The sequence below is a fragment of the Micromonospora sp. NPDC048898 genome (assembly GCF_043198035.1).
In the GTDB taxonomy this organism is placed as follows: Bacteria; Actinomycetota; Actinomycetes; order Mycobacteriales; family Micromonosporaceae; genus Micromonospora.
Genome location: NZ_JBICUF010000016.1, coordinates 38,649 through 62,420 on the forward strand (window position 1 = coordinate 38,649; position 23,772 = coordinate 62,420).

Genomic DNA, 23,772 nt, shown 5'->3' on the forward strand with positions numbered 1-23,772 from the left:
CCGCCGCTGCGCGCCAGCGACCTGGGCGCCGGTCAAGCAGGGGCCTCGATCCGCGCTGTTCAGGGGTGAGTGGGGTGTTCGTGATCGACGTGGCCTGCCGGTTCGAGCTGGAACGTGGAGTGTTCGACGTCGAAGTGCCCGGCCAGGCAGGTCTGCAGGGCGTCGAGCAGTTGTGGGGCGTGGCCGTCGTGGAAGCAGGAGTCGTCGACGACGACGTGCGCGGTGAGAACCGGCAGCCCCGAGGTCACGGTGTGCACGTGCAGGTCGTGCACGCCAAGGACGTGGTCGACGTCGGTGATGTGCCGGCGGATCTGTTCGAGGTCGGCCTCCGCGGGGGCCGCTTCGAGCAGGATGTTGACCGCGTCGCGCAGCAGCCGCAGCGCACGGGGGGCGATGACGAGGCCGATGAGCAGGGACACCATCGCGTCGGCGCGGGTGAAGCCGGTCAGCGCGATGACCGCGGCGGCGGCGAGGACGCCGACGGAGGTGGCGGTGTCGGTGGCGACCTCGAGAAATGCGCCGCGCATGTTGAGGCTCGCGTCGCGGGCCCGGTAGAGCAACGCCACCCCGACGAGGTTGCCGACCAGACCGATCGCGGCGAAGACGGCCATGCCGCCGGGTCGCACGTCGACCGGTTCGAACAGACGCCGGACGCCCTCGACGAAGACATAGACGCCCATCCCGGCCAGGATCAGGCCGTTGACGGCGGCGGCGAGGATCTCCGCCCGCGCCCAGCCGAAGGTGCGCCGCCCGGTCGCCGGGCGGGCGGCGAGCATGGCCGCGCCGAGAGCGAGGGCCACACCGCTGGCGTCGGCCAGCACGTGCCCGGCGTCGGCGAGCAACGCGAGGCTGTCGGTGACGACCGCACCGACGACTTCAACCGCAAAGATCAACACCGACACCAGGAGTACGCCGGCCAGTGCTCGGCGGTGTCGCCCGGTCGCCGTCACCTGGTGGCTGTGGCCGTGGTCGTGGCCCATCAGTGGGTCTCCCTCGCGATGCCGGCACCGTCGCACCGGGCGATCAGATCGGAAATCATGCTCACATGCGCATACTAAGATGATTGGCTCAAGGCACGTCAAGGCTCATGACCAAATAGTTCAGCATTTTGTTTATTCATCAGGCGATGTACTGTTGCGTGGTGGAGACTCTGACGCACGGGCAGGTCCTGGCCCGCTTCGGTCACGCCCTGTCCGACCCGGTCCGCGCCCGGCTCCTGCTCGCTCTGCGCGAGGGGCCCGGCTACCCGGCGGACCTCGCCGACCTGCTGGGCACGAGCCGGCAGAACCTGTCCAACCACCTGGCGTGCCTGCGGGGCTGCGGCCTCGTCGTCGCGGTGCCCGAAGGCCGGCGTAGCCGCTACGAACTGGCTGACGCCCGACTCGCGCACGCCCTCGGAGACCTCCTCGGCCTGGTCCTGGCCGTCGATCCGGCCGCCTGCCCGGCCGCCGAGTCCGAGGGGTGCTGCTGATGGACGCGCCACCGTGCTGATGTCGGTCGCCCCGTCGCCGGCCCGCCGCTCGCTCCTGATCCGGCGGGTGCGCCTCTTCGTCGCCGCGACGATCACCTACAACGTCGTCGAGGCAGTCGTGGCGATCACCGCCGGCAGGATGGCCTCCTCGACCGCGCTGATCGGGTTCGGGCTCGACTCCGTCATCGAGGTGGCCTCCGCCGCCGCCGTCGCCTGGCAGTTCTCCGGACCCGATCACGAACGCCGGGAACGCGCCGCGCTGCGCGTCATCGCGTTGTCGTTCTTCGCCCTCGCCGCGTACGTGACAGTCGAATCGGTGCGCGCCCTCGTCGGCGCGGACCGCGCGGAGCACTCCACGATCGGCCTCGTCCTGGCCGCGGTGTCCCTGGCGGTGATGCCGGTCCTGTCGGCCGCGCAACGCCACGCCGGACGCGAACTCGGCTCGGCGTCGGCCGTCGCGGACTCCAAACAGACACTGCTGTGCACGTACCTCTCGGCGGTACTGCTGGTCGGGCTCGCGGTCAACTCGCTGTTCGGCTGGTGGTGGGCCGACCCCGCCGCCGCGTTGATCATCGCCGCGGTCGCGGTGAAGGAAGGCCGCGAAGCCTGGCGCGGCGACAACTGCTGCGCCCCCGGCGCTGCCCTGCGCTCCCCCGCTGGCGACGCCAGCGGATGCGACGACGGGTGCTGCACCACCGACAAGCGCTGAGCGGACCTCCAAGACGACCGCGTGCCGGGGCGGCGATGCCGGCGGGTGTGCTGCCGTCAGGTGACGGTCATCCCTCGGCGGTGGGTCGGCTGTGCACCACCAACTCGTCGATCTCCAACCGGCCGACACGCAGCTCCCGCACGACCGCCCGGCGGATCGCCAGCCGTCCGATGGCCAGCGCCCCCACGGCCACGGCCCCGACCGCCAGCGCCCCCACGGCGAGGGCACCCGCCGACGCCGCTCCCGCGGCCCGCGCACCCGTCGCCACCGCGCCGTCGGCGCGCGTCCCGGTCAACCGCATCAGGCGTACGTCTCGCTTCATCCCCCCATTGTCCGCGTATCGCCGGCCGGCCGCTGCCCACCCACCACGAGGCCCTGCCCCCGTACCGTCCGCTCCGGTCACCTCCCACGCCGGGTGACCAAAGGCGGCGCGCGTCTAGGTCAGCTGCTGGGTCAGCCGGTCCAGGCCGCCCCTGATCAGCTGCCCGTACTGGTCGTCGCCGAGCGCACCGATCCCCGCCCGGGCACGCCTGAGGTATTCACGGGCCCGGTCGAGATCGCCGATCCTGCGATAGCACTCGGCCAGGCTGAGGTGCAACGACGGATACAGACCTGCCACCGACATCGGCACCCCAGCCTGCGCCAGGCGGGCATCGGTGAGCACGTCGGCCGCCGCCAGCGCTCGCTGATCCCAGATCAGCTCCTGCTCGACGTCGTCCTGCACGTCGGCCATCGAGTGTGCGAGGACGCAGACGTGCAGAGGATCGCCGCGGTCCCCGCCGATCTCGTCCCAGATCTGCGTGAACAGGTCGCGGGCAGCCGCACGCTGGCCCTGATGATGATGCAGTTGCACACCGTGGTTGATACGGGTCAGCGTCGCATCGAAGGTCGACTGCTGCTCCCGCACAGCTTCGTCTCGCGACGAGGGCGTGGATCCGTGCCGCTCAGCCACGCCCGCTCCCCACCGTCGGATCCGCGGCGGTGCCCGGGAAGCGTTCCACGAACGTGCGGTACACCGGTCTTCCCGGCACGTTGTCGCGGATGGCGAACACCACGTGGTCGAAGCGGTCGACCTCGCGCAGCGCGTAGGCGAAGGCGTCGGCGACCGTAGCGGGATCGTTGCGGAACACCCCGCATCCCCACGCGCCCAACACCAACGTCCGACGTCCGTGCGCGGCGGCGACCTCCAGCACCCGGCGGGCACGCCGGGCCAGCACCGCCGGCACGCCCGCAGCGTGTTCGGGCTGCTCGCGGAGGATCGCGCCCAGGTTCGGCGCCGCGGCGGTCAGGAACGACGTCGTGTACGGCTGGTCGAGCAGACTGCCCTCGTCGTCCCGGAACACCGGCACGTCCGGGGAGAAGATGACGCGGTCGCTGTACCGCAGGTCCCGCTGGTCGCGGTGGAACGCGTAGAACTCCGGGGCGGCACGGAGACACGCGTACAACGCCGAGGAGCGGGCGATGCTCTCCTCCTGCGCCTCCGCTCCGCTCAAGAAGCCACCACCCGGGCTCTTCGCCGAGGCGAACACCAGACAGGCCGCTCCGGGCGCCAGCCGACGGGCTGCCCGCAACGTCGACTCGTCCGTCACCTCCACCCTGCCTCCGCCCGGCTCCGCGTCTCCCGCCGCGAGCGCCTCGTCCGGCGGGTGCAGACGAGTGCCGGCGACCGCGACGCGGACGCCCTCGCCCACGCCGACCTCGTCACCGGCGCCATTGCGATAGCGCCCCGAATCAGCGATTGCGACAGTCTGCCGGGCGATCTCGCGGAGACGGTCGCTCACCCGGCGTACCCGTCCGTGCCACGGCCCTCGTTCATCACGATGACGACGCTAGCAGTCGCGCCCCGACCGGCAACCCGGCCCGAATATCGGTGTCACCGGGGCGGGGCGGTGGCTAGCGTACGCGGATGAGCACCGTTCCGATTGCCGGGCTGCGGTTGCGGTTCCACACCGACCCGGGCGAGTTCCTGGCCGCTGCGGGTGACTACCTGGGCGCCGATCCGGTCGTCAGCACGGTCGTGACCTCCATAACGCACCGTCTGCTGTCGCAACGGGCCGAGGGGATCGGACAGCCCGACCGCAACTGGTGGCTCGTGGTCAGCGACGACTCCGGCACGGTGGTCGGTGCCGGGATGCGCACGGCGCCGTACGCTCCCTACCCGCCATTCCTGCTGCCCATGCCCGACGAGGCGGCCGTCGCGCTGGCCCACGTGCTACACCAGCGCGAGGAGGAGGTCCTCGGGGTCAACGGGGCCCTGCCCGCCGCTGACCTGTGCGCCGCCGAGCTGACCCGGCTCGGCGGGGGTCGAGTCCAGGTCACCCAGCACACCCGGCTGCACGAGCTCGGCGAGTTGGCGTGGCCGTCGCCGGTGCCGGGCGGCCTGGTGGTCGCGACCGAGGCCGACGTGGCACTGGTCACCGAGTGGTGCGCCGCGTTCGCGGGCGACGCCGACGAACAGGCGGGCCGTCCGCGCGGTACCAGTGCGCACGAAGTGCCCGACCACGCGGAGCTGCTGCGCCGGATCCGGGGTGGACGGCTGTGGTTCTGGGTCGACGAGGCCGGGGAGCCCGTGCACCTCACCGGGGCCAACCCGCCGTCGTTCGGGGTGGCCCGGTTGGGCCCGGTGTACACGCCGCCGGCCCAGCGCGGACGTGGTTGGGCCAGCAACGCGGTCGCCGAGGTTTCCCGGCGGATCCAGGCCGAGGGCGCGCGGGCCTGCCTGTTCACCGACCAGGCCAACCCGACCTCGAACAAGATCTACGCCGCCCTCGGCTACCGGCCGGTCGTCGACATGGCCAACCTGGTCATCGTCCACTGACGGCGTAGTGCGGCGAGATCGCCCGCCGGTCGTCAGCCGGCGACGGGAACCGGAAACCTGCGCGTGCTCCTCTCCCTGGCCGCCACGAAGAGCTTGGACCGCAGACGGCCGCGAGCGGTGTCGGGAAGCTCCTCGGTGAGACCGAGAATCCACGGCGCCACCACCTGCTCCCGCGTCACACAGGCCAGGAGAGCGTCGGCGACCAGGTACGGATCTCGACGCAGCAGATGCTCGGCGAGCGTACGCCGATCGTCGCCGGGCAGCGCCTCGACCAGCGCGGTCACGGCGTAACGCCACTTGACCGCCAGCGTCTGCCGCCAGTGCGCCGGTTCGGGATGCAGGGCGTGCAGCCGGTCAACGATGGTGATCAACACCTGCGCGGCGTGCCGCTGGTCGACCACGAGCAGGCGCTCGACAAGCCGGCCGAGCACCGTCACGCACGGGGTGAAATCGTGCAGGCCCTCCTTGGTTCGCACGTCGTAGCCCGCCGCGAAGACATACTCGATGGCCTGAGACGCGTGGTCCGCCCGCTCGCCCGGATTGGGCGACAACGAAGCCGTCCGCGACAGCAGCCCCACGAGAACCTGACGGGCTTGCCGGTCGTTGTCGTCGAGGTATCGGGACAGCGCCGTGGTCAGGCTGGACACGTCCTGCTCCGGCCAGGCGTCCCGCTCCACGGCCTCCATCGCCAGGCCCAACAGCGCTTGGCGCAGCGGGGCGGCCCGGGCGGACAGGAGACTGGCGAGCCGGTCCGGCTTGGGCGGGGTGTCCATGCCGTTGCGAACCAGGGCCCGCCACAGCATGTACCCCTGGGCACTCTGATGCGGCTCAGGCTGCGCCACCAGTTCGTCCCGCAGCGCCCGGACGTCTTCGAGCACTCCGGCTTGGTCGGCCGACACGTCCGCGGGTATCCGGTCAAGGGCGAACACGAGCGACGCCGGGTTGCCTGTCACCCGCGCGATCCCGACCAGGTACGTCAGCAGCCGCGGCGCGTTCTCCACCCGGTCACGCAGGCCGGAGCCGAGATCACGCAACTGCCTGGCGGAGACGTAATCCGCTGCCTCAGCGGTGACCGCCCATCGCAGGGCAGCCTCCGCGCCGCCCCCGCCGGACGCGGCCGCCTCCACCAGCAACGGGCGCAACTGGCCGAACCAGGCCCGGGGGTCGGCGTCGGCGTCCGGCAGGATCCGGGCGAGTACCGCCCCATCCAGCCTGGCGTAGCCGACCGCGGTGACGAAGAGGTCGACCCGGGCGGCATCCGCCTCCTCCGACCCGAGCGTCAACCGGCTCGCCACCCGTACCAGCCGGGTGATCGGCGGCTCGGCCACGGTCCCACGGGGCCCGCGCAACAGTTCGGCGAGCACCGTCGCGCGGTGGCTCGCCTCGGCCGGATTCCGGGTGTCGAGCAGCGCCGCCAGGAAGGCGTCGGGCTCGGGCAGGGTGAACGCCGCGCGGCCGACCACACGCAGGCAGGCTCGGCGCCATGTCTCTCCGCCGGTATCGTCGCGCAACGTGTCGCGCAACGCGGCCTCCGGATCGGCCGGCAGATCATCGGCCGCCGTCACCAGGTCGGCGTACGCGATCTGTAACTCCACCGTGGACTCGTCGCTCGGCGGAGCGAGCAGCGCCGCCGCGATCGTGCGGCGATACTCCTCGCCCGGTGTGCCACCGGCCGGGTCGTGGCGGGCCACGAAGGCGACGATGTCGGCCAGCCCGCCCACGATCCCCTCGGCGGCGAGCGGCTGCCAGAACCGCATCGCCTGCTCGGCGGCCCACCGAGGGTCCACCCCGGCGACCGCGGAGAGCAGGCTGAGGTGCGGACTGTCATGATCGCGCCACTGCTTCACCGGCCGGCTGAGCAACCAGTCGACGCACCCGTGCTCGATGACGAAACGCCGGGCCGCCCAGGGATCGGCGGCCGCCAACCGGGTCAACGCGTCGAGCACGACGAGGCGTGCCCTGACCCGTTCCCAGGCGACCGCGAGGTCGGCGGACCACCGCTCGGAGTCGGGATGGCTGACCGACGGGAGAAGGCGCAGGAAGTCCTTGGTCACCCGGTCGTCGGCCGCACGCAACGCCCCTGCGGCGTGCGCTCGCAGTTCCGCCGACGGCTCCCGGAAGCGGGCGTACGTGCGCAGGGCGAGCGCCGGTAGCCCGGGGCTGCCGTCGACGAGCCACGCAGCGAGCAGCCGCTCCGCCGGGTCCCGTTCCACAAGCGGCGTGCGTCCGGCGAGCAGCACCAGCTGGCTGGCGACCTCGCCGTAGAACAGGTCGTACGGCTCCTCAGCGACGAACCGGCCCAGCTTCGCCGCGGTCATCTCGCCCCGCCGGGCGATGGCTCGGGCCGCCGTGTACTCGAACCAGGTCTGATGCCAGAACCACAGCCATGGCGACTCCCGGCGCTGGGTGACGAGTGCGCGGGCGACCAGCAGGTTGAGCGCCTCGTCGACCGGGCGGATGCCGTCCAACCAGGCGGTGAGTTCGCTGTGCCGCAGAGCGATCCGGCCAGCGCTCAGCATGGCGAGGGCGGTCTGCTCGACAACTCGGCTCAAATCGGGGCCGCCGCCCGGGGTCGCCCGGTCCCGCCGGTCGGTCACCACCCTCCGCTGCCACATGAGGTTGTAGAGACCGATGCTGTCGACGTCACTGTTCGGGCGCTCACCGTCGCCGGCATACAGTTCGAAGAGCATGCGCAGGGTCAGCGGGTTCGCCACCACCTCGCGCAGGGGACGGCCGCGGACCTGGGCGTCCTGCACGACGGCGATCACCGTGCCGCCGTCGTCGGGGTAGGCGGACAAGGCGTACGACTCGATCGCCTCCCGGCGTTCCCGCTCGTTGAACGCGCTCAGGTACATCGGACGGATCGGTACGCCGTACGACTCGTCGCCGTCCTGGTCCAGGTGCAGCAGTGCCGCCTCGGCCGGCCGGCACGCCACCACCATCGGCACCCGACACTCGACCGCGGTGCGCATCAGCCGCCGCACCTCGACCCGGGTTTCCTCGCTGTGGGTCAGCAGATCAATGGTGTCGACAAGCAGCACCGGGTCCCGCCGATGCCGGACCGCTGCCCGCAGCGCAGTCCACAGTTCGCTCACGGTGACGGCACCGGCGTCCCGATCGCCGCGCGCACCTCGCAGCAGTGCCGTGGCGGGAATCAGCAGGGCCAGCCGGCCGGCCTCGCCGAGCCGTTGATGGAGGTGCCACATCAGCGCGGTCTTGCCATAGCCAGCCTCACCGCGCAGGGCGATCAACGACCGGGGCCGGATCAACTCGGCGATTGTCTGCTCCACGTCGCGCCGCACGTAGACGTCGCTCAGCCGGAACCCGTCGGCCACGACGTCGCAATCCTCGGCGGCTGCCGAGCTGAGCGCCACCACCCGGTCGACGGCCGCGAGATCGGCCTCCGTCAGGTCGGCGTCGACGCTCCGGGTCGTCGTGAGCATGGCCGTCAACGTCGCCTCGCCGAACAGCGGGAACCCGCTGTACTCGTCTCTGCACTTGCAACCGACGACATCTCGCAGCACGAGCAGGGCTCCCGGCAGGGGTCGCTGGCGGCCTGTCTTCCAGGCGCTGAGCGCCTTCGCGCTACGTCCGCCGGGGATCCCGCGCCGGTCGAGTTGTGGTGCCGCCTTCGCCATCAGCGATGTCGCGCTGCGCGGCTCCCAGTGGCGGAGGAAGTGGTGGACGGCTTCGCGCACCGGGTCAAGGCCCGTCATGTCGCCTCGTCTCGTGCGTCTCGTGGCGTCTCGCCTCCGGATGCTATCGCCGCGGCCACTGACGGGCGACAACGCCGAATCGAGCGTCTCGCCGGTGTGCGAGACGGCCTGCGGCGGCCCGAGCCTGCTCTCGTCGAACCCCAGGACGAGGAGGCCGAGGTGGGTAGACCACAGCAGCTCGACAGCGTCGGTGAGATCTTGGCGTCCGCGTACGCGACCACCGACCTGAGCCGGCTACGCGCCCTGATCGAACAGGCGAGGCACCTGCCGTTCCTGCCCGCCGAACTCCGCGACGCCCTGGCGGAGTGCCTGACCGGTCTGGTGGGTGACTTCCGCGGACGGGAGGACCGCTTCGTCGCGTACGTGCTCGCGGTGATCGCCGAGGTCTCCCGAGACGAGGTGTTCGACGTCGGCTTGTTCCGCCGGCACTACGGCCCTGGCCGGGCCGCGCCGGGAGAGCCGCTGCCCGCGCTGTTCGAAGCCGCGGTCGAGACCGCTCGGCGCCTGCGCGACGCGTGGCGGATCGAGGACGCCCTCGCCGGTACGGGGACGTCGGGCATCCTCTGCGGATCCACCAGCTACGGACCCTTCTACAACGTGCGCTCGACCTCCGACCTGGACTTCGTCATCGTGATCGAGACAGCCGCGGCCGCCGCCGTCGTCGCGGACCGGCTGGGCGGCCTCCCCGGCGTCGCCCCAGCCTCGGTCGAACTGCTGCGGACCCGGGCCGGGCTGTTCCGCGACCGGTACGACGACGGCCGCACCATCCTGAGCCACAAGATCCGGCTGTGGACCGATCGGGACGACTCGATGCTCGTCGGAGCGGGGCTTCCCGGTGACTATCCGCTCAGCCTGCACCTGATCACCGAGCGGGTCCTCGGCTACGCGCTGGTGGAGTCGAGCCCCACACTGGAGCGGAGCACGGTAGGCGGGGTGCGGACGGTCCGCGCCTACCGGGACACCAGGACCACCCGTCCCGACCTGCCGCGCACCTTCGCGGGACGCGAGCTTCCGGTCCTCGCGGACCTGACGGAGGCAGCCTCGGGCTGGCTGCGGTCGACCACCGCCTGCCAGTTCGACGACGCCGACTGCTACTGCCCGGGCTTCCTGCAGACGATCCTGCTCCCCCTGTTGGACCTGCGCTGGGACGAGCGAGGGTGCCGTCCTCGGCTGCGCGCCTTCGAGCGAAAGTTTCGGGACCGCTATCTCATCGAGCGTGCCCGCTCCCCGCACGCTCTGCTCCGGCCCAGCTTCACCCATGTCCGCCGGGAGGTCTTCGCCCCGCACATCATCCGGTCCTTCGACGAAGGCCGATGAGACGTTCGGTGTCGGGCGGCAACTGGGCGCTCACCGGTCCTGGCGCGAACGCGGAGGGCAGACCGAGTTCGGCCCGGGCCACGTCGATGAACCGGCGTTCGGCCTGCCACAAGGCGTCGAACCGATCGGCGGGCAACGCCTCGATGCCGCTGCCTGCCCGCGCGGACGCCAACAGCCGGGCCTGGCGCACCAGCTCCGACGAGCCGCTCACCACCTCAACCTGGCCGGCCACCAGCCGAAGCGCGGTCTTGGTGCTCTCCAGCCGCTCCCGGTAGCGGCTGCCCTCCTCGTCGAAGAACGGCATGAGATCACCGGGAGCACGCGGGCGCGGCACCGCGGTGATGCGGGCTGCCGGGTTGAGGACGAAGGCCACGTACTCCCGGACCGCGCCGACGAAGTCGGTGTACGCCCTCAGCCGGATGTCACGCCACTGGCGATCCTGGTCGCGCCGCCACAGCCGGTCCTGGGCCCGGACGGTGAGCCACCCGCCGATCAGGACCGCCAGCATCGTCGTCGCCGCGGTGACACCCGCCTGGATCAGACTCAACCGGCACCACCGTTCATAGTGATCGGTAACTCACCCTACCGCCCGTTGTCACCCCGATCCGGCAGTCGCGCGACGGCGGTCACCCTCCTCCGAACGGGTCGTGCACAGCGAGTTGGTCAAACCTGACCCGCGCGGTCCTCGGCGCGGCGTTCCCGCTGGTCCGCACCTTCAGAGTGGCTGTCGGGCCGGGAGTGTCCTCGACGATGACCACGTCCAGCACGTCGGCCGGCAGGTCGGCCGGCCATCCCGCGTCGTCGGTCGGCTCACTGGTCAGGAGGCGCGCGGGGCGTCCACTCAGGCCCGTCTCGGTGGCCCGCACCGGCCGCCACACCGTCAACGCCGGTCCGCTCGGCTGTTCGACGGGCACCCGCGGCGCGGCCGTGCTCGGTGGGTGCTCAACTGCCGTCGGATCCTCGGCAGCGCCTGGGCCGGTCACTTACCGATCCACATGTGCAGCAGGTCCTCTTTGTCCACGACGCGACGCTCGGAGAGCTCCGCGAGCAACTCCAGGTGGACGGGGCCGTCGAAGATCTCGGCCCGCTCGGGACGCAGCGCCCCGCCGAGACCCAGGGCCGGGACGAAGCCGTAGATGGTGTCCGGGCCCACCGGGCCACGCAGTGCGCGTACCCGCTCGAACAACGGCCCCCTGTCGGCACCGTAAAGGTCGACACTGCGGCGGTCCTGGCACATCAACAGCGTGTACAGCCGGTCATCGCGGCCATCGTCGGACAGCGCGCGGCCGGAATGATCGGAAGGGATCACCCACCCGTGGTGCGCACTGATCGTCAACCGCGAACCCGTCTGCTGCCCCCACACCTGCAGGTCGCCGAACGCACTGCGGCTCACCGCGACCCATCGTTCCTCTCTCGGCAGCTCGAGGCCGTCTGTCCACGCGTCGACCGCCGGCTGCCACACCTCCGGATCACACAACCAGAACGATCCGTCGCCAAAGCCGGCGAATCCGTACTCACGCCAACACGCCAGCAGCAGATCGGGCACGACACCGGCAAACTGAGCCAGCCGATCAGCGCGGACCGGAGCGGAACAGGTGGGAGGTCCCCAGATCTCAGCCAATTCCGCTACGTCACCATGCGCCATCGCGTCGCCCTTTCCTCGTACCGCGAATCAACTGCCTGCCCGACCAGAACACCACAGGTCCAGCGAGTACGGGCAGCAGCGTACGGTGCCGCGCGTCGAAGACGACGTGGCGTTTGGACTACCCTCGCGCCGTGGAGAGCACCGAGATCGACGCACCCATCGTCGGCGTCACCGTCTACCCGGACCGGGCCCGGGTCACCCGCCGGGGCAGCCCTCGGCTCACCGCCGGCGAGCACCGTCTACGCGTCGCGCCACTCCCACTCGGCCTGCGGCGGGACTCCATCCGGGTCGGTGGGCGGGGCGCGGCCACGGTGCTCGGTGTGGACGTGACCACCTGGCGGCAGGCCCGCAGCGCCGACCCGCAGATCGTCGACCTCGAACAGCGACGCCGCGAGCTGGTCGACGAGTTGGCCGAGGTCTCGGACGCGGACGAAATCGAGGAACAGCGCGGGGAGTTCCTCACCCGGTTGGCCGAGCGAGCCGGTGGCACGTACGCCCGTGCGTTGGCCTCCGGCGACGCGGCGCCGACCGACGTGGCGGCCTTCAGCGACTCGGTGGCCGGTCAGCTGGCCGAGTCACGCGGCCGGCGGCGCGGACTGTCTCGGCGGCGCACCGAGTTGGCCGCGGAGGTGGCCGCGGTCGAGCGCGACCTGAACGCCGCGCGTGGCAAGCGGACGCCGGACCGGTTGGCCGCCGAGGTGACGGTCTCGGTGGCGGCCGACGACGCGGAGGTGGAGCTGGAGTTGACCTATCTGGTCGACGGTGCGGTGTGGCAGCCCTCCTATGACCTGCGGCTGGTCGAGGACACGATGACCGTCACCTGGTTCGGGTTGGTCAGCCAGAGCACCGGAGAGGACTGGCCGGAGTGCGAGCTCCGGCTCTCGACCGCCCGGCCAGCGGCGACGACAGTCGTACCCGAGTTGTCGCCCTGGTATCTCGACCGGCTTCGACCGATGCCGGTCGCGGGCGCCGCGGCGGCCATGCCGGTCGGGATGCCGCCCCCGGCACCGGGTGGGGCGCCGGCCCCGTCCGCGGCGCCCCGGCAACGGTTGCAGGAGAGCGTCGCCCAGGTCGAACAGGGCGTCAGCGCGGCCACCTATCGGCCGGCCCGGCCGGCGGCGGTGCCGGCCGACGGCAGCGCGCACCGAGCCACCATCGCCGTGCTGGAGCTGCCAACCCGACTGGACCACGTGACCGTGCCGGTCCGCGCCGCCGAGGCGCACCTGCGTGCCACGGTACGCAACACGTCGGAGCACACGATGCTGCCCGGTCCGGCGGCGGTCTTCCACGGCGCCGATTTCGTCGCGGCCACCGGGCTGCCGATGTGGGCGCCGGGCGAGGAGATCGAGCTGGGGCTCGGGGTCGACGACCGGTTGCGGGTGGAGCGGAAGCTGCACCGGCGCTCGGAGACCAGGGCCGCGCTCGGGTCGACGCGGCGGCGGGAGGTGGACTACCGGATCACCGTCGCCAACCACACGCCGCGGTCGGCGACGGTCGAGGTACGCGACCAGTTGCCGGTGTCCCGCGACGAGGCGGTGGTGGTGCGGGAGACGAACCTGGCGCCGGCACCGGCGGAGCGTACGGAGCTGGGAGAGCTGGCCTGGCGGCTGTCGCTCGCGCCGGGCGACAGCGCTGAGATCAGCATCGGCTTCCGGGTGGAGCTGGCCAAGGGGGTGGAGCTGACCGGCTGGCGGGAGTAGACACCGCATCTCGTGGTCGGAGGGTTGTAGGTCGGGGGTGGGCGGGGTGCTGCCGCCGCCGCCCTCACCGCAACCGCCACACTCCGAATCGACAGGGCACTCGGGGACCCACGCCTGCGCCGGCATGGCGCTCACGCCGATGAACGACACCACGACAACGCCTGAATTGAGGACCAAATGCCCGGACTCGCCGAACGCCTGGCCGACCTCGCCAGTGGCGTCATGCTGGACAACGCCGACGTCACCGGCCTCAGCCACCTCTCCCCCGAGTTCGTTCGGATGACGCTGTCGGCCGAGGCGTTCCGAAAGGCGACCTGGGTGCCCGGAGCGAAACTCCAGCTCCGCCCCCGGCGCGGCTCGATGAGCCTGCGCACCTACACACCCACGAGTTGGGACGCCGACCGGGGTGTGACGGAGCTGGTCGTGTACACGCACGGAAACGGTCCGGCGGCGCAGTGGTTCGAGCGGGTGACAGAGGGCCAGACCTGTGCGGTCTTCGGGCCACGGCGCTCCCTCGACCTGCGCGGGGCCACCGGTCCCGTGCTCTTCGTCGGGGACGAGACGAGCGTGGCGCTCGCCCACGCGTTGCGCACCATTCCCGCCGAGACGTCGTACGTCTTCGAGGCACGCGATCCCCGCGCGCTCACCGACGTACTCGCCCAACTGGGGATCACCGAACGAGTGGCGGTCGTCGGGAAGGACGCCGACCGGGTCGAGCTTCTCCAGCACGGGCGCACAGCGGCCGTCCAGGCGCCGTACACCCTCGTCGTCACCGGCGACGCGGCGACGGTGCACGCGGTGCGGCGGGACAGCCGTGGGTGGGAGCGGAGACCCCGACAGGTCATGGGCAAGGCGTATTGGGCCGAGGGCCGCACCGGCCTCGACTGATCCGCGCAGGCCGCGCAGCGGTCCCGCGGTCCTCTCGCGGCTGCTCGGGGTGCTACTTCGGGGCGCGCAGCGCCTGCCACAGCGTGCGGTAGAAGTCGGTGTACGTCCGCTCGACGTGTCTGGCGAACCGCCTCGTCTCCTCGTGCCGGGCGGGGAGCTGGTTGATGGGTACGCTCATCGCGGCATGGTGCTCGATGTGCAGGTTGTTGCCGTTGGTGTACCAGGTACTCAACCAGCTACCGCGGATCGAACGGGTGTTGTGCAGCACGTCGGTGGTCTCGGTGTCGCAGAGAATGTGCTCGGGCAGCTCAACGAGGAAGTGCATCGGCACGGCGGCGACGACGGGCAGCACCCAGAGCAGCAACACATATTCGCCGAGACCGGCGAGGGCCAGACCGGTGGCGGTGAGAACCGCGGCGCCCTGGACAAGGTGCTCCTGCACGACGTGACGCCGCATCTTCGGGCTGATGTCGCCGAACTCGTAGTTCCACCGGCCGGCAGCGCTGCGGACGACGTCCCTCAGTACGACCAGGATGCGGTGGGGCCAGGCCCTGCGGAACGCGGAGTGGTGCAGTGCCTGGTGTTGGAGCTCGACCGCGTGGGTGTACATGGCGGCGAGCAGCAGCACGCCTGCGACGACCGCGACCGGCTCGGGACGCAGGGCGAGGGTGGCCCCGGCCGCGGTGAGCAGGGCCAGGATCCCGAGCTTGCCGAGGAAGCTGCCCGGCCTGCCTGGTGGCTTCCCGGCACCACCGTGGTGGTTCGGCTTCCACACGGCCCCTGGGCTGGCCGAGACGGTGCTCGAAGGCCACGAGGCCGAACACCTCGACTTCTTCCTCCTGGCCGGCACCTTCGAACGCCGGGGGGTGCCCCCGGAGATCCGAGACGCATTCGTCAGCGCGTACACCGGTCGAGAGGCGCTGCGCTGCGGCTTCGGCTACTACCGCGCCGCCGAGCAGAACGCGGCGGCGATCTCCGCGGCGGGTCGGCTGACCACGCCCACCCTGGCCGTCAGCGGCAACGTCGTCGGCGACCTGCTCTACCGGCAACTCACCCCCATCGCCGACGACCTTTCCGGTGAGCTGGTTCCGCGCAGCGGCCACATCGTGCCACTGGACCGCCCGGACGCCGTCGCGCAGTTGCTCCGCGTCGACTCCGCCACGCCCCGTTTGCCGAGCGGCTGGCGATGGTGTTGGGCGGCCATGTCGCGGCCGATCGGTTTTCGTGGGAGGGATCGCTGTGGTGGTGGACACGAAGCCGTTACTTCGCCGTCGTTTCCGGCCGGTGCGACGTAGCGTTGAGGGCTGCCCAGGGCGGGTCCGCATGCCGCATGCCTGGTTGACGCCGATCCCCGAAACGAAGCTGGTGAACGCCGGGTGCCCGTGACGAGTGAACCCCAGGTGGTGTCGCTACCGCCGACAACTGCCGCACCGAGGATCCCCGCGGTGTTCCCATCCTCCCCGGCGGCAGCCCGCCGCACACTCGTCGAGATTCTCGACGACTCCGTGCGCGCGCACGCCGAGGCTCTCGCACTCGACAACGGCGTCACGGCACTGACGTACCGCGACCTGGCCGACGAGGTCGAGGCCGTCCGGAGGTCGCTGGCCGGGCACGGCATCGGTGTCGGCGACCGCGTGGGCGTCCGGATCTCCTCCGGTACGACCGAGCTTTACCTGGCGATCCTCGGCGTTCTCGCGGCGGGCGCGGCCTACGTACCGGTGGACGCGGACGATCCGGAGGAACGCGTCGAGCTCGTCTTCGCCGAGGCGGGAGTCGCGGCGGTGCTCGGTGACGGGCTGGCGGTGTCGGTGCGGCGTACCCCCGGGGGTCGGATCGGCCGGCCCGGCCCGGACGACGACGCCTGGATCATCTTCACCTCCGGCTCGACGGGCACCCCGAAGGGGGTGGCGGTCAGCCACGGCGCGGCGGCGGCTTTCGTCGACGCCGAGGCGCGGTTGTTCCTCGCCGACGAGGCCAGCGAGGCGATCGGCCCGCAGGACCGGGTCCTGGCCGGGTTGTCGGTGGCGTTCGACGCGTCCTGCGAGGAGATGTGGCTGGCGTGGCGGCACGGTGCCTGTCTGGTGCCGGCCGCGCGGTCGCTCGTCCGCAGCGGCGTCGACCTCGGTCCGTGGTTGGCCGAGCAGCGCATCTCGGTGGTGTCGACGGTTCCGACGCTCGCCGCGCTGTGGCCGGTCGAGGCGCTGGAGGAGGTCCGGCTGCTGATCTTCGGTGGCGAGGCCTGCCCACCGGAGCTGGCGCAGCGCCTGGCCGTCGAGGGCCGCGAGGTCTGGAACACCTACGGGCCGACCGAGGCGACAGTGGTGGCCTGCGCCGCGCGGATGACCGGCGAGGGGCCGGTCCGGATCGGGCTGCCGCTGGCCGGCTGGGACCTCGCGGTGGTCGACGCCTCCGGCGCTCCGGTCGCGATGGGTGAGACCGGCGAGCTGGTGATCGGCGGGGTGGGGCTCGCCCGCTACCTGGACGCGGGCAAGGACGCCGAGAAGTTCGCGGCGCTGCCCGCGCTCGGCTGGCAGCGGGCGTACCGCAGCGGTGACATCGTCCTTGCGGAGCCCGAAGGGCTCCTGTTCGTCGGCCGTGGTGACGAACAGGTGAAGCTCGGCGGACGCCGGATCGAGCTGGGTGAGATCGACGCCGCACTACAGGCGCTGCCCGGTGTCGCCGGTGCCGCCGCGGCCGTGCGGCGCACCGCCGCGGGTAACCAACTGCTGGTGGGGTACGTCGTTGCGCACGACGGCGTCACCTTCGACACCGCGTCGGCGGCGCTGCGGATCCGCGACCAACTGCCGGCCGCGCTCGTGCCGCTGTTGGCCGTGGTGGACGCGTTGCCGACCCGGACGTCCGGCAAGGTGGATCGGGCCGCGTTGCCCTGGCCGCTGGCCACCGGGCAGGACACCGCGGGCGAGCTGACCCCGACCGAGGAGTGGCTCGCCGGCGGTTGGGCGGAAATCCTCGGCGTACGCCCCACCGAGGCGGACGCGGACTTCTTCACCCACGGCGGCGGCAGCCTGAACGCGGCGCAACTGGTGGCCTGGATCCGGCGCCGGCACCCCCGGGTCTCGGTGGCGGACATCTACCTCCACCCGAGACTGTCACGGCTCGCGACGATGCTCGACGCGCTCGACAGCACAGCGGCGACACGCCGGGAGGTCCGGCCGACGCCGAGGCGTGCCGGGCTGATCCAGGCCGCGCTGATGGTGCCGATGCTCGCGCTGGTCGGGCTGCGGTGGCTGACCGTCCTGGCCGCCCTCGGCAACGTGCTCACCCTGCTCACGCCGGCACCCTGGGCGCCTGTCGTGTCCTGGTGGTGGGTGGCGCTGGGCTGGCTTCTGCTGTTCAGCCCGCTGGGCCGGATCGCCCTGGCCGCCGCGGGAGCGCGACTGCTGCTGCGCGGGGTGCGCCCCGGCAGCTACCCGCGCGGCGGCGGCGTGCACCTGCGGCTGTGGGCCGCCGAACGCCTCGCCGAGCTGACCGGCGCCACAAGCGTCGCCGGGGCATCCTGGATGATCACGTATGCCCGGGCGCTCGGCGCGTCCATCGCTCCCGACGTCGACCTACACTCCGCACCGCCGGTCACCGGCCTGCTGAAACTGGGCCGCGGCGCGGCGATCGAGCCAGAGGTCGATCTGGCCGGCCACTGGGTCGACGGTGATCTCGTCCACGTCGGCAGGGTCCGCGTCGGCGCGGGTGCCCGGGTGGGTTCCCGCAGCACCCTGATGCCCGGCGCCCGCGTCGGCAAGGGCGCGCGCATCGCCGCCGGCTCGACCGTGACCGGTGCCGTACCGGCGAATCAGCGCTGGGCCGGCTCACCTGCCGCCCCCGCTGCCAAGGATCCCGCCGAGTGGCCCGGTCAGCGGCCTGTGCGAACGCGACTGCGGTCTCGCGGTTGGCCGATCGCGTACTCGCTGACCGCCCAGCTGCTGGGGTTGCTGCCGGTCGTGGCCGCCCTGCCGGCGCTCACCCTGCTCGGCTGGACGTTCGCCGTCCGGCCAACTGTCGGTGCGGTGCTGGCCGCCGTCGCGGTGGCGACCGTCGCCTATCTGGTGGGCTATACGCTGCTGGTGCTCGGGGCGGTGCGGGCGCTCAGCATCGGCCTGCGCGCCGGATACCACCAGGTGCAGGGGCGGGTGGCGTGGCAGGTGTGGACGACCGAGCGGCTGATGGGGATGGCGCGGGTCGGGCTGTTCCCGCTCTACGCAAGCCTCTTCACGCCGGTGTGGTTGCGGCTGCTGGGCGCCAGGGTCGGGCGCGGGGTGGAGGCGTCCACCGTGCTCGCACTGCCGGCGATGACCACCGTCGCCGACGGGGCCTTCCTGGCCGACGACACCATGGTCGCGACCTACGAGCTGAGCCACGGCTGGCTGCGGGTCGCCCCGGCCCGCATCGGTAAGCAGGCGTTCCTCGGTAACTCGGGGATGGCGGCACCCGGGCGTTCGGTGCCCAAGCGCGGGCTTGTCGGCGTGTTGTCGTCGGCGCCGTTCAAGGCGAAGAAGGGCTCGTCGTGGCTCGGCGCGCCGCCGATGCCGCTGCGCCGGACCGTGGAAGCGGCCGACACCAGCCGCACCTTCGACCCGCCGCTGCGGCTGAAGCTGGCCCGGGCCGCGATCGAGCTGTGCCGGATCGTCCCGGTGATGTGCGCCGGTGCCCTGGCGGTCGGCGTCCTGGCCGTCCTCGCGATCGTCTGGCGGGCCGGCGGGTGGTGGGCGGCGGCGCTGGCCGCCGGGCCGGTGCTGCTCGGCGCGGCGATCACTGCCGCCGCCCTCGCGACGGCCGCGAAGTGGCTGCTGGTCGGGCGCTTCCGGGTCGCCGAGCGGGCGCTGTGGACCTCCTTCGTCTGGCGCAACGAACTCGCGGACACGTTCGTCGAGGTCCTCGCCGCGCCGTGGCTGGTCCGCTTCGCGACCGGCACGCCACTGCTCAGCGCATGGTTGCGCACGCTCGGCGCGAAGATCGGCCGCGGCGTGTGGCTGGAGACCTACTGGCTGCCCGAGTACGACCTGGTGCGCCTCGGCGACGGCGCGACGGTGAACCGCGGTTGTGTGGTGCAGACCCACCTGTTCCATGATCGTGTGATGAGCATGGACGAGGTGACACTCGGCGCGGGAGCCGCGCTTGGCCCGCACGGCATCGTCCTGCCGGGCGCGAGCATCGGGGCGCGGACCACTGTCGGGCCCGGTTCGCTGGTGACCCGCGGCGACGCCGTGCCGTGCGACAGCCGGTGGTTGGGTAACCCGATCACCACCTGGCCGGCGCCAGCGGCACGGTCGGCATGAATCCGAAGGCGGCGTCGGCGACGCCCGGCGCCGAACGCTCCGGCGACTCCTACCTGCCCGAGCACGGCAACGGCGGCTACCGGGTGCGGCACTACGACCTCGACCTGGACTACCGGGTCGTGTCCAACCGCCTCGCCGGCCGGGCGGACCTCACCGCGGTGGCCGTGCAGTCGTTGTCGCGGTTCACCCTCGATCTCGGTCGGCTGCGCGTCCAGGACGTCCGGGTGGACGGGCGCCCGGCGAAGTACCTGCACCGCCCGGACAAGCTACAGATCAAACCCGAGCGGCCGATCGGCGCCGGGGACACCTTCCGGGTGGAGATCCGGTACGCGGGTAAGCCGGTGCCCATCTCCGGCCGCTGGGGCAACCTCGGGTGGGAGGAGCTCACCGACGGGGTGCTGGTGGCCAGTCAGCCGAACGGGTCGCCATCGTGGTTCCCGTGCGATGACCAGCCCGGCGCCAAGGCCACCTTCCGGGTGGCGGTCACGACCTCCTCCCCGTACACGGTGCTGGTGACCGGTGATCCCGTGCTCCAGCGCCGGGGCGCGAGCGGCACGACGTGGGTGTACGAGCGGCGCGAGCCCACCTCGCCGTACCTGATGAGCGTCCAGATCGGACGCTACGAGCTGGTGGACCTGGCGGTCGGCGAGGTGGTGCAGCGCGCCGCGATCCCGCCCGCGCTGCGCAGGAACGCCGCTCACGACTTCGGCCGGCACGGCCAGATCATGTCGGCGCTACAGCGGCTCTTCGGGCCGTACCCCTTCACGCGGTATGTCGTCGTGGTCGCCGACGACGACCTCGACGATCCGGTCGAGGCGCAGGGCATGGCGGTCTTCGGTCGCAACCACGTCGACGGGCGGCGCACGCACGAGCGACTTGTGGTGCACGAGCTGGCCCACCAGTGGTTCGGCAACAGCCTCACGGTGGCGGACTGGCGGCACATCTGGCTCAACGAAGGCTTCGCCACGTACGCCGAGTGGCTGTGGTCCGGCGTCTGCGGCGAGCTGCCGACGGATGCCCTGGCCGCGCGGTGGTACGCGTGGGTCGCGGAGCGCCCGCGGAACGTCATCGTCGCGGATCCCGGCGTCGACCGGATGTTCGACCCGCTTGTCTACAAGCGTGGCGCGCTCGCGGTGCACGCCCTGCGCAGGAGGGTCGGTGAGGAGTCGTTCTTCGCGCTGCTGCGAGCCTGGGTCGCCGAGCACCAGCACGCGACGGTGACGACCGAGCAGTTCCGGCTGCACGCCCAGCGCTTCGCCCGCGAGCCCCTGGCCGATCTGTTCGCCGCCTGGCTCGACAGCCCGACGCTGCCCCCGTTGCCCCGCTGACACCACGGACCCGCCTTGAAGGGTCACCGCACGGTTCGGGCGCGGATTCCCTGTGGCCAGTCCGAGTTCACCGGGTCTCTCTACCGTGCCATCGGATCACCATGATCCTTCGTTCCTGACGAGATGAGGATTGATGGCAGTAAGCAAGCGGGTCGGCCTGGGTGCCGCGGTGGCCGCGCTGGTCCTGACGCTGCCGGGCGCCGCGTCCGCGGCCGAGCAGAGCACGCGGCACCGGGCCGAGTTGATCAAGTTCGCCGTGCTGCCGGCGGCGACCTTCGTTCCCGGTAGCGAACCGTCCGGCTCGTCGCTGGGCACTGCCCCGATCAACGGCATCGTCCCGCCGTTCGCCGACCAACCGGTCCAGGGGTTCAGCGGTGTCCTTCGCAACACCGACGGCACCTTCGACGTGTTGTCCGACAACGGTTTCGGCAACAAGGCCAACAGTGCCGACTTCCTGCTGCGGGTCCAGCGGGTCGCGCCCGGCTTCGCCAGCGGCGCCGTCGACGTTGTCGGCGGCATCAACCTGACCGACCCGTACGGCAAGGTCCCGTTCGCTCTCACCCGCGCCGACCGGGTGCTCACCGGTGCCGATTTCGACGTCGAGTCGATCACTCGGACGGCCGACGGCACGTACTGGATCGGTGACGAATTCGGTCCGTACCTGCTGCACTTCGACCGCGCGGGCCGTCTCCTGCAGGCGCCGGTGCAACTGCCCGGCGTGTTCGCTCCCGAGAACCCGACCCGCGGTACGACCCCGGCCAACCTGTCCAGCAGCAAGGGCTTCGAGGGCATGGCCCAGTCACCGGACGGCGGCACGCTCTATCCGCTGCTTGAGGGCACGGTCGCCGGCGACCCGACGGGGACACTCCGGCTCAACGAGTTCGACGTCCGGACCAACACCTACACCGGTCGGCACTGGACCTACGCGCTCGACGCCGCCGACCACGCGATCGGTGACGCCATCATGGTCGATCGCGACCGCTTCCTGATCATCGAGCGGGACAACGGCCAGGGTGCGACGGCGAAGGTGAAGAGGATCTACCTGGCCGACAAGCGCGACCGGAACCGGGACGGGCGTCTCGACAAGACGCTTGTCGCCGACCTGATGAACATCGCCAACCCCCGGCACGTCGGCGGGTTCGGCAGCACCTTCACGTTCCCGTTCCAGACCATCGAGGACGTGGTGATCCTCGACGACCGCACGATCGCCGTCCTCAACGACAACAACTTCCCGTCCTCCTCGGGCCGCACGGCCGGCCAGGCGGACAACAACGAGTTCATCGTGATCAGGCTGGACCGCGGCCTGGACGCCGACAGGCGCGTCCTGCGTCGCTACTGACCCGGACACCCAGGGGTGGGTGGCCTGTTCCGCCACCCACCCCTGGAGCGGGACACCAGCCAGCGCATCCGCCCACAGGGGCCCCGGCCGTACGGCCCGGCCGGCCGGTCACCTCCCCCGGCCGGGAGGCGTCACCCCACCGCAGGCGCCGATCGTGCGCGCGGCCGCGGCCCGGACCTGCGGGGACGGATCGGACAACGCCGCGGTGGCCGTGGCCAGCAACGCCGGCACGATCTGCCGACAGCCGAGTACGGCCCGGACGTAGAGGGCGCCCTGCAACCGCCCGTCCTCCCAGATCCCCTCCTCGCCGCCGTCGCGAAGCGCCTCGGCCAGAGCGGCGTCCACGTCGAAGTCCGGCTCGGGCAGCTCCCTGTCCGTGCTGCTGCCCGCCTCGGCCACCGCGGCCAGGAAGTTGAGCAATTCGGCGCGCAGGTCGGGGTCGGTCACCCGCCGGTCGGCGAGCAGCGCGGCCACGTCGAGGGCGGCCGGCGCGGTCGCGGTCCACGGCGTTCCCTGGTGGACGATCGCCGACCACAGGTGCTTGATCGCCCTCGCGCGGGCCGCCGGGTCGTCGCCGGCGAGCGCCGCCAGATGGCCGGGGGTGTCCGCGGCGAGGCCGTAGGCGTGCAGCAGAGTGGCGTACCCGGTCACGCCTGGAAAATACCCGGTCGGCACCGCACCTGGCATCCGCACACACCTCAGCGGCGGGCGGGGCGAGGGTCAGTGGCCCGTCTGCGATCCGGCGGGCCGGAGACGGCCGCGGGCCACCAACTCGACGGTGAGGACGACGGCGACAGCCTCCACGGCAAGGAGTCCGACGAGGACCACCAACTGTGTCACCCCTGCGACGAGAGGGCTCCCACCACCGAGCAGCACCCCGACGAAGGCACCGGGCAGGGTCACCAGGCCCACCGTCCGGGTCTGGTCGAGCGCCGGGACCAACGCCTGTCCCGCTGCCGGACGGCACACCAGCAGCACCGCGTCGCGAGGTAGCAGGCCCAGGGCCAGGCCGGCCTGCACCTCACCCCGCCGACTGGTCAACTCGTCAAGCGCGCGGCGACCCGCCAGCGACGTCGCGGTCATCGCCCCGCCGATCAGGATCCCCGCGACCGGGATGATCGCGATACCGCGCGTCGGCACCAGGCCCGCCGACAGCAGCCCCGCCACCACCGACATGCTGCCCGCGACGATCGGCGCGCCCGCCCACCATCCCCGGCTGCCGCCGGTGACCCGCCGACCGGACGTGACCGTCGCCACCACACACATCAGGACGACAAACGCGGCCGTGGCCCACAGCGACACCACGATGCCCACGATCAGCAGCGACACGGCACCCAGTTGGATCGCAGCACGGACGGCGGCGACCACGACCTGCCGACCGTGGCCCAGCTTTCCGAGGGTCACGACGGCCGCCGCCACAAGGGTCAGCACAACCAGCGCGACACCGAGCTTCGGGCCGACCACGAGCATCGTCGAGGACATGCGACAAGTGTCCCTTCAGGCCCGGCCAGGGACGCACGCGCCGCCGGACCCCAGCCGAGCGTGTGCCG

General features: G+C 71.8%; 21 protein-coding genes. 10 read left to right on the forward strand and 11 right to left on the reverse strand.

All coding sequences use genetic code 11. The features are described from left to right. Positions 1-59: 59 nt before the first annotated feature. On the reverse strand, positions 60-980 hold the full coding sequence (locus ACGFIQ_RS29780; protein WP_393248810.1) for a cation diffusion facilitator family transporter: 921 nt from the start codon (positions 978-980) through the stop codon (positions 60-62). Between the two features lie 146 nt (positions 981-1,126). Between ACGFIQ_RS29780 and ACGFIQ_RS29785 the strand changes: the two genes are divergently transcribed. Both ACGFIQ_RS29785 and ACGFIQ_RS29790 read left to right on the forward strand, forming a co-directional pair. Next, positions 1,127-1,471: an ArsR/SmtB family transcription factor gene (locus ACGFIQ_RS29785; RefSeq protein ID WP_393248811.1), complete on the forward strand. Its 345-nt coding sequence runs from the start codon at positions 1,127-1,129 to the stop codon at positions 1,469-1,471. 19 nt (positions 1,472-1,490) lie between these two features. Then, on the forward strand, positions 1,491-2,180 hold the full coding sequence (locus ACGFIQ_RS29790; RefSeq protein ID WP_393248904.1) for a cation transporter: 690 nt from the start codon (positions 1,491-1,493) through the stop codon (positions 2,178-2,180). 67 nt (positions 2,181-2,247) lie between these two features. Here ACGFIQ_RS29790 and ACGFIQ_RS29795 read toward each other — a convergent pair whose 3' ends face one another. The 3 genes from ACGFIQ_RS29795 to ACGFIQ_RS29805 form a co-directional block, all read right to left on the reverse strand. Further along, positions 2,248-2,502 (reverse strand): hypothetical protein, encoded by a 255-nt coding sequence (locus ACGFIQ_RS29795; RefSeq protein WP_393248812.1) that lies wholly within the window; start codon positions 2,500-2,502, stop codon positions 2,248-2,250. Positions 2,503-2,616: 114 nt separating this feature from the next. After that, positions 2,617-3,132 (reverse strand): hypothetical protein, encoded by a 516-nt coding sequence (locus tag ACGFIQ_RS29800; protein ID WP_393248813.1) that lies wholly within the window; start codon positions 3,130-3,132, stop codon positions 2,617-2,619. Next, positions 3,125-3,961, reverse strand: coding sequence for a TIGR02452 family protein (locus ACGFIQ_RS29805; RefSeq protein ID WP_393248814.1), 837 nt, complete (start codon positions 3,959-3,961; stop codon positions 3,125-3,127). The genes ACGFIQ_RS29800 and ACGFIQ_RS29805 overlap by 8 nt, the downstream gene beginning before the upstream one ends. A 125-nt stretch (positions 3,962-4,086) precedes the next feature. Here ACGFIQ_RS29805 and ACGFIQ_RS29810 point away from each other — a divergent pair, with 125 nt between their 5' ends. Then, the gene (locus ACGFIQ_RS29810) at positions 4,087-4,998 is read left to right on the forward strand and encodes a GNAT family N-acetyltransferase (RefSeq protein ID WP_393248815.1); all 912 of its coding nucleotides are present in this window, start codon (positions 4,087-4,089) and stop codon (positions 4,996-4,998) included. A gap of 32 nt (positions 4,999-5,030) precedes the next feature. Here ACGFIQ_RS29810 and ACGFIQ_RS29815 read toward each other — a convergent pair whose 3' ends face one another. Continuing rightward, positions 5,031-8,714, reverse strand: coding sequence for an NACHT domain-containing protein (locus ACGFIQ_RS29815; protein WP_393248816.1), 3,684 nt, complete (start codon positions 8,712-8,714; stop codon positions 5,031-5,033). A gap of 159 nt (positions 8,715-8,873) precedes the next feature. Between ACGFIQ_RS29815 and ACGFIQ_RS29820 the strand changes: the two genes are divergently transcribed. Then, positions 8,874-10,031, forward strand: coding sequence for a hypothetical protein (locus ACGFIQ_RS29820; protein ID WP_393248817.1), 1,158 nt, complete (start codon positions 8,874-8,876; stop codon positions 10,029-10,031). Here the strand turns inward: ACGFIQ_RS29820 and ACGFIQ_RS29825 are convergent. The 3 genes from ACGFIQ_RS29825 to ACGFIQ_RS29835 all read right to left on the reverse strand — a co-directional run bounded on the left by ACGFIQ_RS29825 (position 10,003) and on the right by ACGFIQ_RS29835 (position 11,676). Beyond that, a complete protein-coding gene (locus ACGFIQ_RS29825) occupies positions 10,003-10,578 on the reverse strand; it encodes a hypothetical protein (protein ID WP_393248818.1) in 576 nt (191 codons plus the stop codon). The genes ACGFIQ_RS29820 and ACGFIQ_RS29825 overlap by 29 nt on opposite strands. A gap of 79 nt (positions 10,579-10,657) precedes the next feature. Continuing rightward, complete coding sequence (locus ACGFIQ_RS29830) at positions 10,658-11,014, reverse strand: hypothetical protein (RefSeq protein ID WP_393248819.1); 357 nt, start codon at positions 11,012-11,014, stop codon at positions 10,658-10,660. Next, positions 11,011-11,676: a GAD-like domain-containing protein gene (locus ACGFIQ_RS29835; protein ID WP_393248820.1), complete on the reverse strand. Its 666-nt coding sequence runs from the start codon at positions 11,674-11,676 to the stop codon at positions 11,011-11,013. The genes ACGFIQ_RS29830 and ACGFIQ_RS29835 overlap by 4 nt, the downstream gene beginning before the upstream one ends. Positions 11,677-11,807: 131 nt before the next feature. On the opposite strand from ACGFIQ_RS29835, the gene ACGFIQ_RS29840 reads away from it, so the two are divergent. Together ACGFIQ_RS29840 and ACGFIQ_RS29845 are read left to right on the forward strand one after the other, a co-directional pair. Beyond that, positions 11,808-13,376: a mucoidy inhibitor MuiA family protein gene (locus ACGFIQ_RS29840; RefSeq protein WP_393248821.1), complete on the forward strand. Its 1,569-nt coding sequence runs from the start codon at positions 11,808-11,810 to the stop codon at positions 13,374-13,376. A gap of 177 nt (positions 13,377-13,553) precedes the next feature. Next, positions 13,554-14,264 carry a siderophore-interacting protein gene (locus ACGFIQ_RS29845; RefSeq protein ID WP_393248822.1) on the forward strand — a complete coding sequence of 237 codons (711 nt, stop codon included), beginning with the start codon at positions 13,554-13,556 and terminating at the stop codon, positions 14,262-14,264. A 52-nt stretch (positions 14,265-14,316) separates the two neighbouring features. On the opposite strand, the gene ACGFIQ_RS29850 is transcribed toward ACGFIQ_RS29845, so the two are convergent. Continuing rightward, positions 14,317-15,039, reverse strand: a complete 723-nt coding sequence (locus ACGFIQ_RS29850; protein WP_393248823.1) for a fatty acid desaturase — start codon at positions 15,037-15,039, stop codon at positions 14,317-14,319. A 22-nt stretch (positions 15,040-15,061) separates the two neighbouring features. Between ACGFIQ_RS29850 and ACGFIQ_RS29855 the strand changes: the two genes are divergently transcribed. From ACGFIQ_RS29855 to ACGFIQ_RS29870, 4 genes are all read left to right on the forward strand, one after another. Continuing rightward, a complete protein-coding gene (locus ACGFIQ_RS29855) occupies positions 15,062-15,559 on the forward strand; it encodes an alpha/beta fold hydrolase (RefSeq protein WP_393248824.1) in 498 nt (165 codons plus the stop codon). An 87-nt stretch (positions 15,560-15,646) separates the two neighbouring features. Then, positions 15,647-19,555 carry a Pls/PosA family non-ribosomal peptide synthetase gene (locus ACGFIQ_RS29860; RefSeq protein WP_393248825.1) on the forward strand — a complete coding sequence of 1,303 codons (3,909 nt, stop codon included), beginning with the start codon at positions 15,647-15,649 and terminating at the stop codon, positions 19,553-19,555. Then, positions 19,552-20,883: a M1 family metallopeptidase gene (locus ACGFIQ_RS29865; RefSeq protein ID WP_393248826.1), complete on the forward strand. Its 1,332-nt coding sequence runs from the start codon at positions 19,552-19,554 to the stop codon at positions 20,881-20,883. Before ACGFIQ_RS29860 ends, ACGFIQ_RS29865 begins: the two co-directional genes overlap by 4 nt. Before the next feature lie 133 nt (positions 20,884-21,016). Continuing rightward, entirely contained in the window at positions 21,017-22,222 is a 1,206-nt protein-coding gene (locus ACGFIQ_RS29870) for an esterase-like activity of phytase family protein (protein WP_393248827.1), read from the forward strand. Between the two features lie 108 nt (positions 22,223-22,330). Here ACGFIQ_RS29870 and ACGFIQ_RS29875 read toward each other — a convergent pair whose 3' ends face one another. Both ACGFIQ_RS29875 and ACGFIQ_RS29880 read right to left on the reverse strand, forming a co-directional pair. Beyond that, positions 22,331-22,909, reverse strand: a complete 579-nt coding sequence (locus ACGFIQ_RS29875; RefSeq protein WP_393248828.1) for a hypothetical protein — start codon at positions 22,907-22,909, stop codon at positions 22,331-22,333. 33 nt (positions 22,910-22,942) lie between these two features. Then, positions 22,943-23,704, reverse strand: coding sequence for an ABC transporter permease (locus ACGFIQ_RS29880; protein WP_393248829.1), 762 nt, complete (start codon positions 23,702-23,704; stop codon positions 22,943-22,945). Positions 23,705-23,772 lie beyond the last annotated feature (68 nt).